Origin of the sequence: Burkholderia arboris, from assembly GCF_902499125.1 — a bacterium.
GTDB lineage: Bacteria > Pseudomonadota > Gammaproteobacteria > Burkholderiales > Burkholderiaceae > Burkholderia > Burkholderia arboris.
Window position 1 is genome coordinate 188,330 of record NZ_CABVPX010000009.1, and the last position, 9,596, is coordinate 197,925.

Below are 9,596 nucleotides of genomic sequence, written 5' to 3' on the forward strand. Positions count from 1 at the left end.
ATGCGCCCTTTTCTTTTCCTGCTCGTGACGATGATCGCCACATTTGGCCCCGATCACGCCGGGGCCACAATCGATGTGTTGCCGAAAGAGTTGTCGATCGGCTCGGACACAGCCACGGTGCAGGTCATGAACAACGGCGGCCGCGCCGAGTACGTGACCATTTCACTGTCGCGCCTGCTCAATCCGGGCGTGCCGCTGGACGAGGAAAAACTCGAGCCGGTAGGCAACGCGGCCAGGCCGACGCTCTACGCGTCGCCGTTCAGGTTGAGCCTCGGGCCCGGGCAGACCAAGACCATCGTGCTGAAGCCGTTGAGTCCGGTCGATGCGGAGACGGTCTACCGGCTGGACGTCAGGCCGGAAATCAAGGTGTTGGGCACGGAGCAGCAGAAGGCTGTCGGCAACGTCGTCGTCAATCTGGGGTTCAGCGCGCTGGTCCGTCAGTTGCCCGCTCGCCCGGAAGAAAAATTGTCCGTCGCGTGCGACGCATCCGGCGCCCGCCTGACGGCCGCGGGAAACGTGCGCTACGAGGTGAAAGGCGCCCGGGTCGACGGGCGCGCGGTCGAGCGCTTCAATGTCTACCCGGGCGTGCCCAGGATGCTGCAAGGGCGCGTCGTGGAGATTCCAGGGCAGCCGGCGTGCCGCGGCGGCGATGCGCGTTGACGGCGCGCCGGTGTGATGCTGGCCGCCGTTAGCCGTTCCTGAAGATCTCCGCATACGCGCTCGAAGCCGGCACCCCGCCCGACTGCGCATACAGCACCTTCGACCCCGGCTCGAATTCCCCGCGCGGCACCGTGTCGGTCATTTCTTGCATCGTTTCCGTCGCAAACCAGAACGGTCGGTGCGCTCTCTAGCCTCGTACGCGGGTGGATCGCGTCGAGCATGCCGTTGAGCAACGTATCCGGATCCGGATTGCCGTCGCGCAACGCAAAGCCGCGATCGAGATCATCGGTGCCCGAATGCGGCGGTCGAGATGTCTATCCCGTCCCGGATCAAAGAGCATGGGTCGATCCTATGCATCCGCACCGACCCGTTGACGATCTCTGGGATATCGCGAAAGGGCCGCACGCTTCGAAATCGGGCAAGTACTCGCGCGAATGCGTGATCGCCTCGGCACGCGCAATTTCGGTGGGCGCTGCAGATGTTGCCATTTCGGCCGGAAAACGAACGTGCAACCCGTGTTCCCGAACCGGGCGTGCCGGCAGGCACGGCAGCGGATGAGCGGTGCGTCGCGGCGATGTTCATCCGCAGGTCGTTGCGCGAAGGCGGGCGGACACACATTGCAGGGCTCGGTCGATCATTGACCACCATCAATCCGTCAGGTACGTAAATGCACTTCATCGAAAAATCGGACAAGACTCGTCCTTATTTATGACCTTTTGGGACGTGACCGATTTAAACCGGAAGATCGTGCTGGCAATATTCGGGTTTGCTTCGTCTCGGTCAGCATTGAGCTCGCCGGCAAGCCGCAGGCGGCAGTCCATCCGAGGTGTGCCGATCCTGTCACCGGAGTTTGAAATTTGACGGTTCATGAAGTTTGGCGGTTAGCCAGCATCCATGAAAAAAGATTCGTATCGCTAAATAATTTTCAGGAATCGCTCTACACCCGATCATCGATTCGTTCCGGCATGACGTGTGCGGCGTGTAGGCACGTTGCTGTCCTGTCGTCGCTCGATTGTGACGGGTGATCGATCAGGGTTATGTCTTCGTTGAACCACGCCAGATACGTCTCCGTCGCGCGCAGGAAGGTTTACCGGTTCGGGCTGGTGGACGCCGGCCTGCTTGTCGCTACCGCATGGGCGGCGAGAAGCTGGTTCGGCGGCTCGTCGTACGCGCGAGCCGACTCCGTGCAGATCGCCATCTCGATCGTTTGTGCGCTGGCCTTGTTCTCGCTGCTCGGTCTGTACGGCGATCCAGGACGCGGCGCACCGCGGCACCGCGTATGGCTGGCCCCGGCCGGCCTGGCCGTCGCGTTGTGTGTCGGTGCGGTTTGCGTCACCACGCTCGACGAGCAGTCCGAGGTGGCGCTCGGGTGGGTGATCGGCTGGTTTGCGCTGTCGGCGGTTGCGCTCGCCGCGTCGCAGGCATTGAGGCGATGGCTGGGCGTTCGCGCGGCGGCTCGGCATCTCCGGCGCAAGCCGATTGCGCTCGCCGGATATCGCGAACGCTGTCGGGCGGTCACCCGTCCCGACGCACGGGAAGCGGGCAGTCCGTTCCAGGTGGCCGCGATCTTCGATATGTCCGGTTCGTCGCCGGTCGGCCCGGATGAACCGGAAGTCCATCGCGATCTGGCCGCGTTTGTCGATAGCGTGCGCCGCGCCCACATCGGGGAAGTCTGGATCGTGCTGCCGCTGTCGGCGGCCGATCGCGTCGGCGAGATCGTTCGTGCGTTCGCAGAGGATCTGGTGGACATCCGCTTCATGCCGGACCTGACCGGCATGACGCCGCTTCATCCGCATCGGGCGAATCGCGGTCATGCGCTCGATCTCGTCGCGTCGCCGCTATCGGCGCGGGCGCTGGCAGGCAAGGCGATGTTCGATCGTGCATTCGCCGGCCTGGCGCTGGTCGTGATCGCACCGTTGATGGCCCTCATCGCGATCGCGGTGAAGGGGTCGTCGCCGGGGCCGGTGCTGTTCCGGCAGCAGCGCCGAGGCGCCTACGGGCGCATCTTCACGATCTACAAATTCCGGACGATGCACCGGCACGATGCGGGCGAACAGGGCGAGGTCAGGCAGGCGACGCAAGGCGACCCGCGCGTCACGCGAATCGGCGCGCTGTTGCGGCGCACGAGCCTCGACGAACTGCCGCAGTTCTTCAACGTGCTGAAGGGCGACATGTCGGTGGTCGGGCCGCGCCCGCATGCGGTGGAGCATGACCGCTTCTACCAGCCTCTCGTCGACGGCTACATCCAGCGCTACCGGATCAAGCCGGGCATCACGGGCTGGGCCCAGGTCAACGGGTATCGAGGCGAAACGGATCGCATCGAGAAGATGCAGAAGCGGGTCGAACACGATCTTTATTACCTGAACAACTGGTCGTTTGCGCTGGACGTGCGGATTGTGGCGGCCACCGTTCTGCGCGGATTCACGCATCGCAATGCCTATTGAACGACGCGTCGCCGCAGGCGGTCTGGATAACGGAAATGGAAACTGGAAAATGGTCGCGCTCATCGGCGCAACGTCTGCGATCGGTGCTGACGGGTTTGCCCGTCATGCTGCTGTCCGCTTGCGCGGTCGAGCCAGGCATGCACATGAACCTCGCGAACGATACGCAGCAGGATGCCGGTCTCACGCGGACGCATGACGGTGGCGTGACGGTGTCGATGCATCGCATCGATGCGGCCCTGCTCGATCAGTCGCAACGTGAGCCTGCGCCGCGCGAAGCGGCGCCGGTGCCGATCGGGCCGATCGACGGCGCGCTGATCGCAGCCCAGCGGCGCGACGCACGCACACAGGGCGAACGCACGCGCGCGGCGCTCTTCGCCAAGCCGGCGCCCTACGTGGTCGACGCGGGCGATGTGCTGCAGATCACCGTGTGGGATCACCCCGAGCTGGCCGCGGCACAGGGCAATCCGGGCAATCAGCAGGTACGCCCCGCCGATCCGCCGGCGGGCTTCGTCGTCGATCAGGCCGGAAGCGTGTCGTTTCCGTACGTGGGTGAACTGCACGTTGCCGGTATGCGTACGAGCGGGATTCAGGCGGCGCTGCGTGCGCGGCTCTCGAAGTGGTTCGTCGCGCCGCAGGTGACGGTAAGGGTCGCGTCGTATCGCGGGAATCGCGTCTATGTCGACGGCGAGGTCCGTGCGCCGGGCGCGCAACCGCTCAACGACGTGCCGATGACGCTGCTCGAGGCCGTTGGGCGCGCGGGGGGCTTCACGGCCGATGCCGACCAGAGCCGGATGACGCTCGTGCGTGCCGGTACCGCCTATCCGGTCGATCTGCCGGCGCTGATTCGCGAGCGCTTCGATCCGTCGCGCATCGTGCTGCGCAACGGCGACCTGCTGCAGGTCGGCGCGCGCGACCAGTTCGGCGTGTACGTGATGGGCGAGGTCAACAAGCCGATGACGGCACTGCCGCTGCGCAACGGCCGGCTTACGCTGGCCGACGCGCTGTCTCAGGCCGGCAGCGTGAACCAGGGAACGGCCGACCCGAAGCAAACCTACGTGATTCGCGCCGGCGCGGATCGTCGGGCGCAGGTGTTTCATCTGGATGGCAGCTCGCCGGTGTCGATGGTGCTCGCCGATGAGTTCGAGCTGCAGCCGCGCGACGTCGTGTACGTCGACAGCACGAAGCTGGCGCGCTTTGGCCGCGTGCTCGCGCAGCTGCTGCCGGCCATCAACGCGGGCCTGACTGCCGCGATCGTCACGAAATGATGCAGCGGATCCTGGTGGTGTGCACCGGCAACGTATGCCGCAGCCCGGCCGCACAGGCGTTGTTGTCGCATGCGCTGCTCGGGCGCACGGTGCAGTCGGCCGGCGTCGCGGCGATCGACGGGACGGTGGTCGACCCCGTGATGAACGAGTTGCTGACCGCGCGCGGTTTCGACCTTTCCGCGCATCGGGCCCGGCGCATCGGTGACCGGACCTGCCAGTGGGCAGACCTGATCCTGGTCATGGAGAGCGCGCATCGCCGACTGATCGAGCGGACGTACCCGGTGACGCGCGGCCGTGTGTATCGCCTTACCGAGCGCTACCAGACCGACGTTCCGGATCCGTATCGCCGTAGCCGCTACGTCTACGACTATGCGACGAAGCTGATCGAGCACGGCGTTGCCGATTGGGCTGCGCGGATCGCGACGTTGGAACCGAACCGGCCGCAGTGTCCGGATACCGGCGTGGATGCGCCGGAACAATCGCAGTGAACCTCAAATGAATGCATCGAACCTACGCCAACCTCATTTACGCGACGCCGATGAACTCGACGTCCGCGGCCTCCTCGACGTGCTGATCCGGCACGCGGGCCGCATCGTCGCGGTCACGGTGACGTGTGCGGCGCTCGGCGCCGGTTGTGCGTTCGTCGCGAAGCCGGTCTACAAGGCAGACATCGTCGTGCAGGTGGAAAGCGGCAGCTCGGACCTGCGCAGCACGGCGGAAGGCGGGCTCGTCGGCGGCCTCGGCGCGTTGTTCAACGTGAAGTCGACCGACGACGGCGAGATGGAAATCATCCGCTCGCGGCTCGTGACCGAACCGGTCGTCGACGGCCAGCATCTGCACATCGAAGCGCGTCCGCGCCGTGTGCCCGTGATCGGCTCCATCGTCGCGCGCTTCAATCGCGGGCAGTCGGCACCCGGCCTGTTCGGGATCGGCGGATTCGTCTGGGGCAGCGAGCGCATCGATGTTCCGACTTTCGACGTGCCGCGCGACTTCGTGGAGCACGCATTCATCGTCACGACGCTGGGCCACGGGCGCTATCGCCTGTCCGGCGGCGATCTCGATCGCGATGTGGAAGGCGCGACCGGCGAACTGCTGCGCGTGAAGACGGGCGCCGGCGACGTGACGCTGCAGGTGGCCGGCATCGAAGCCGCGGCGGGCGCGCAGTTCGTCGTGAAGGCCGATTCGAAGCAGGTCGTGCTCGCCGAACTGCAGAAGCAACTGACGATAGCGAACCGCGGCAAGGATCAGTCCGGCGTGATCGGCGTGTCGTACGAAAGCCATGATCCGGTGCGCGCGGCCACCGTGCTGAATGCGATCGCCGACAACTACGTGCGGCAGAACGCGAACCGCAAGGCGGCTACCGCCGAGAAGTCGCTGGCGTTCCTGAGCGACCAGATCCCGACCGTGGAGCGGCAGTTGCGCGCGGCCGAAGATCGCCTCAATGCATACCAGGCCCGCCATGAAATCGTGGACCTGACCGAACAGGCAAAGGCGATGCTGACGCAATCGACCGCCGCGCAGACGTCGCTGTTCGAGCTCGAACAGAAGCGGCTGGCGCTGGCGTCAACGCTGACGCCGGCGCACCCGGAGCTCGCGGCGGTCGACCGGCAGATTGCCGCCGCCAAGGCGCAGATCGGGACGATCAACGACACGATCCGGCGCTTGCCGGACGCGCAGCAGAACGTCGTGCGCCTGCGCCGCGACGCGACCGTGCAAACGGAGATCTATGTCGGCTTGCTGAACAGCATCCAGCAGCTTCGCGTGGCGACCGCGAGCAAGATCGGCAACGTGCGCGTGATCGACCGGGCGATCGTGCCGGACGAGCCCGTGCGTCCGAAGCCGGTGCTGGTCGCCGCGATTGCCGCGCTGGTGGGGCTCGTGCTCGGCACGTGCGCCGTCATCGGCCGCGCGGTGTTGTTCGGCGGCGTGACCGATCCGGCGGAGATCGAGCGAGAGACGAACCTGAACGTGATGGCGACGATTCCACACAGTGCTGCTCAACGCCGGGTCGCGCAGCGCTGCGCTGCGGCAGGCGGAGCAACGGTTCTGGCGCTGGCGCGACCGGGGGAGCCCGCTGTCGAGGCGCTGCAGAGCCTGTGCACGGCACTGCGGTTCCAGTTGCTGGACCGGCCCGAGGGCAACCGCGTGCTGATCACCGGACCTTCCGCGGGAGTCGGGAAATCGTTCGTGTCGGCCAACACGGCCGCGCTGCTCGGACGGTCGGGCAAGCGCGTGCTGCTGATCGACGGCGACCTGCGTCGCGGCGAACTGGCGACGCGCTTCGGCATGCAGCCGCGTATCGGCCTGTCGAGCGTCCTTCGCGGCGGCGTGAGCGCCGCCGACGCCATCGTGCGCGACGTCGCGCCGAACGTCGACCTGCTGCCGTCCGGGCCGCGCACCGACCGGCCTGTCGAGCTGCTGTCGTCGGATCGTCTGCCGGCGCTGCTGACGCAAGCTGCGCGCGATTACGACGTCGTGCTGGTCGACGCGCCGCCGCTGTTGCCGGTGACGGACGCGGTCGTGCTGGCCGCGCACGCGGACACGATCCTGCTCGCGGCGCGCGCCGGCGTGACGACCTCGGGCGAGCTGCTGGAATCGGTGAAGCGGATCGAACGCGTCGGCGTGCGACCGACGGCGGTCGTGTTCAACGGCTTCCGGCCGGGGCTGCGCTCCGCTCGGTACGGCAACTACGGCGCGTATGCGTATGACGGCGCCGATGTGCAAACCGCTGCGGATCGCGCGTGATCCGCCGATGGAGAATCCGATGACTCATCGCCACGAAAACATTCTCGTTACGTTCGGCACGCGCCCGGAAGCCATCAAGATGGCGCCGCTCGTCCACGCGCTGCGTGCCCGCGAAGGCGTGCGATGCGGTGTCTGCGTGACGGCCCAGCATCGCCAGATGCTCGATCAGGTGCTCGACCTGTTCGGCATCGTGCCGGATTTCGATCTCGACCTGATGCGCGCCGGGCAGACGCTCGGCAGCCTGACCGGGCACATTCTCAATGCGCTCGACCCGGTGCTGGCATCGTTCCGTCCCGATCTCGTGCTTGTGCACGGCGATACGACCACGACGCTCGGCGCGACGCTCGCGGCGTACTACCGGCGCATTCCGGTCGGTCACGTGGAAGCCGGGCTGCGCACCGGCGACCTGTACTCGCCGTGGCCGGAAGAGGCGAACCGGAAGGTGACGGGTGCGCTCGCGCTGCATCACTTCGCGCCCACCGAAACCTCACGGGCGAACCTGCTGGCCGAAGGCGTCGAAGCCGATCGCGTGCATGTGACCGGCAACACCGTGATCGACGCATTGCTGACGATCACCGGGCGCCTCGAGCACGACCGGGCACTGGTGCGGCAAATGCACGAGCGGTTCCCGTTCGTCGACGACGAGCGGCGCATGATCCTCGTGACCGGCCACCGCCGCGAGAACTTCGGACGCGGGTTCGAGCAGATGTGCGAAGCGATCGCGACCATCGCGAAGCGCTATCCGGAGTGCCGCATCGTCTACCCGATGCACCTGAATCCGAACGTGCGCGAACCCGTCCTGCGGCTGCTCGGCGATATCGGCAACGTCGTGCTGATCGAGCCGCAGGCGTATTTGCCGTTCGTCTATCTGATGAGCCGCGCATGGCTGATCCTGACCGACTCCGGCGGAATCCAGGAAGAGGCGCCGTCGCTCGGCAAGCCGGTGCTGGTGATGCGCGACACCACCGAGCGGCCGGAAGCCGTCGCGGCCGGCACGGTGCGGCTGGTCGGCACCGGGGTCGACCAGCTGGTCGGCGCGGTGGTCGAGCTGTGGGAAGACGGCCGCGCCTATCGCGCGATGAGCCGCGCGCACAACCCGTATGGCGACGGCCGTGCGAGCGAGCGGATCGCGGATCTGCTGGTCTCGCCGCCGGTCCTGACGCAGGGGCCGGCATTCCCGGCCGGCTCGCTCTGCTGAATCCCCCGACGTCCTGAGAACCTCATTCATGTCATTCGAAACCGTTTCCGTCATCGGACTGGGCTATATCGGCCTGCCCACCGCGGCGGCCTTTGCTGCGCGCCGTAAAAGCGTGATCGGCGTCGACGTATCGCAGCACGCGGTCGACACGATCAATCGCGGCGAAATCCATATCGTCGAACCCGATCTGGACATGCTCGTGCATGCCGCCGTGGCGCAAGGCTACCTGCGCGCGACGCGAGCGCCCGAGCCGGCCGATGCGTTCCTGATCGCGGTACCGACACCGTTTGCCGACGGCAACAAGCCGGACCTGAGCTACATCGAGGCCGCGGGCCGGTCGATCGCGCCCGTGCTGAAGAAGGGCGATCTGGTGGTGCTGGAGTCGACTTCGCCGGTCGGCGCGACCGAAAAACTGGCCGCATGGCTCGCCGCGCAACGCCCGGACCTGACATTCCCGCAACAGGCCGGCGAGCGCTCGGACATCCGTATCGCGCATTGCCCCGAGCGTGTGCTGCCGGGCCATGTCGTGCGCGAGCTTGTGGAGAACGACCGCGTGATCGGCGGGATGACGCGCAGATGCGGCACGCGTGCGCAGGCGCTGTACGAGGTGTTCGTGCGAGGCGAATGCATCCTGACCGATGTGCGCACGGCCGAAATGTGCAAGCTGACCGAGAATGCGTTCCGCGACGTGAACATCGCGTTCGCGAACGAGCTGTCGGTAATTTGCGACCGGCTGGACATCAACGTCTGGGAACTGATCCGGCTGGCGAACCGCCATCCGCGTGTCAGCGTGCTGCAGCCGGGGCCGGGCGTGGGTGGCCATTGCATCGCGGTCGATCCGTGGTTCATCGTCGATTCGGCGCCGGAGCACGCTCGGTTGATCCGTACCGCGCGCCACGTGAACGACGACCAGCCGCACTTCGTCTACGAGCGCGTGCGGCAGGCGGCGAGCCGGTTCCGCGACCCGGTGATCGCGTGTCTCGGGCTTGCATTCAAGGCGGATATCGACGATCTGCGCGAGAGCCCGGCAGTGAAAATCGTCGAAGCGCTGGCGGAGAACGCCGGCGCGACGCTGCTGGTCGTCGAACCCAACATCGCGGCGCTGCCGGCTTCGCTCGAAGCGAAGACCCGGCTGTGCGACCTGAACACCGCGCTGGCCGAAGCCGACGTGATCGCGATCCTCGTCGACCACGCGTCGTTTCGGCGCATGGACCCGGTGCGGCTGCAGACCAAGGTCGTGATCGACACGCGCGGCGTGCTGGCGCGCGGGTAACAGGTAGGTGC

At 66.6% G+C, this 9,596-nt stretch carries 7 protein-coding genes; all 7 read left to right on the forward strand.

Features of this window, described 5'->3' with window-relative positions:
- The 7 genes from BLA15945_RS13775 (at position 1) to wecC (ending at position 9,585) form a co-directional block, all read left to right on the forward strand.
- Positions 1–660: a hypothetical protein gene (locus BLA15945_RS13775; protein WP_407045102.1), complete on the forward strand. Its 660-nt coding sequence runs from the start codon at positions 1–3 to the stop codon at positions 658–660.
- Between the two features lie 1,037 nt (positions 661–1,697).
- Entirely contained in the window at positions 1,698–3,104 is a 1,407-nt protein-coding gene (locus BLA15945_RS13780; protein ID WP_174992637.1) for an undecaprenyl-phosphate glucose phosphotransferase, read from the forward strand.
- Between the two features lie 35 nt (positions 3,105–3,139).
- Positions 3,140–4,369 (forward strand): polysaccharide biosynthesis/export family protein, encoded by a 1,230-nt coding sequence (locus tag BLA15945_RS13785; RefSeq protein WP_233464215.1) that lies wholly within the window; start codon positions 3,140–3,142, stop codon positions 4,367–4,369.
- Positions 4,369–4,857, forward strand: a complete 489-nt coding sequence (locus BLA15945_RS13790) for a low molecular weight protein-tyrosine-phosphatase (protein WP_320205721.1) — start codon at positions 4,369–4,371, stop codon at positions 4,855–4,857. Before BLA15945_RS13785 ends, BLA15945_RS13790 begins: the two co-directional genes overlap by 1 nt.
- A gap of 7 nt (positions 4,858–4,864) precedes the next feature.
- Positions 4,865–7,114, forward strand: coding sequence for a polysaccharide biosynthesis tyrosine autokinase (locus BLA15945_RS13795; RefSeq protein ID WP_174992639.1), 2,250 nt, complete (start codon positions 4,865–4,867; stop codon positions 7,112–7,114).
- A gap of 19 nt (positions 7,115–7,133) precedes the next feature.
- Positions 7,134–8,312 carry a non-hydrolyzing UDP-N-acetylglucosamine 2-epimerase gene (wecB, locus tag BLA15945_RS13800; RefSeq protein ID WP_174992640.1) on the forward strand — a complete coding sequence of 393 codons (1,179 nt, stop codon included), beginning with the start codon at positions 7,134–7,136 and terminating at the stop codon, positions 8,310–8,312.
- Positions 8,313–8,340: 28 nt separating this feature from the next.
- Positions 8,341–9,585, forward strand: coding sequence for a UDP-N-acetyl-D-mannosamine dehydrogenase (gene wecC, locus BLA15945_RS13805; protein WP_174992641.1), 1,245 nt, complete (start codon positions 8,341–8,343; stop codon positions 9,583–9,585).
- Positions 9,586–9,596: the final 11 nt, after the last annotated feature.

Coding starts and splice junctions, on each gene's coding strand:
- BLA15945_RS13775 (WP_407045102.1), top strand. CDS start 1: ATGCGCCCTTTTCTTTTCCTGCTCGTGACGATGATCGCCACATTTGGC.
- BLA15945_RS13780 (WP_174992637.1), top strand. CDS start 1,698: ATGTCTTCGTTGAACCACGCCAGATACGTCTCCGTCGCGCGCAGGAAG.
- BLA15945_RS13785 (WP_233464215.1), top strand. CDS start 3,140: ATGGAAACTGGAAAATGGTCGCGCTCATCGGCGCAACGTCTGCGATCG.
- BLA15945_RS13790 (WP_320205721.1), top strand. CDS start 4,369: ATGCAGCGGATCCTGGTGGTGTGCACCGGCAACGTATGCCGCAGCCCG.
- BLA15945_RS13795 (WP_174992639.1), top strand. CDS start 4,865: ATGAATGCATCGAACCTACGCCAACCTCATTTACGCGACGCCGATGAA.
- wecB (WP_174992640.1), top strand. CDS start 7,134: ATGACTCATCGCCACGAAAACATTCTCGTTACGTTCGGCACGCGCCCG.
- wecC (WP_174992641.1), top strand. CDS start 8,341: ATGTCATTCGAAACCGTTTCCGTCATCGGACTGGGCTATATCGGCCTG.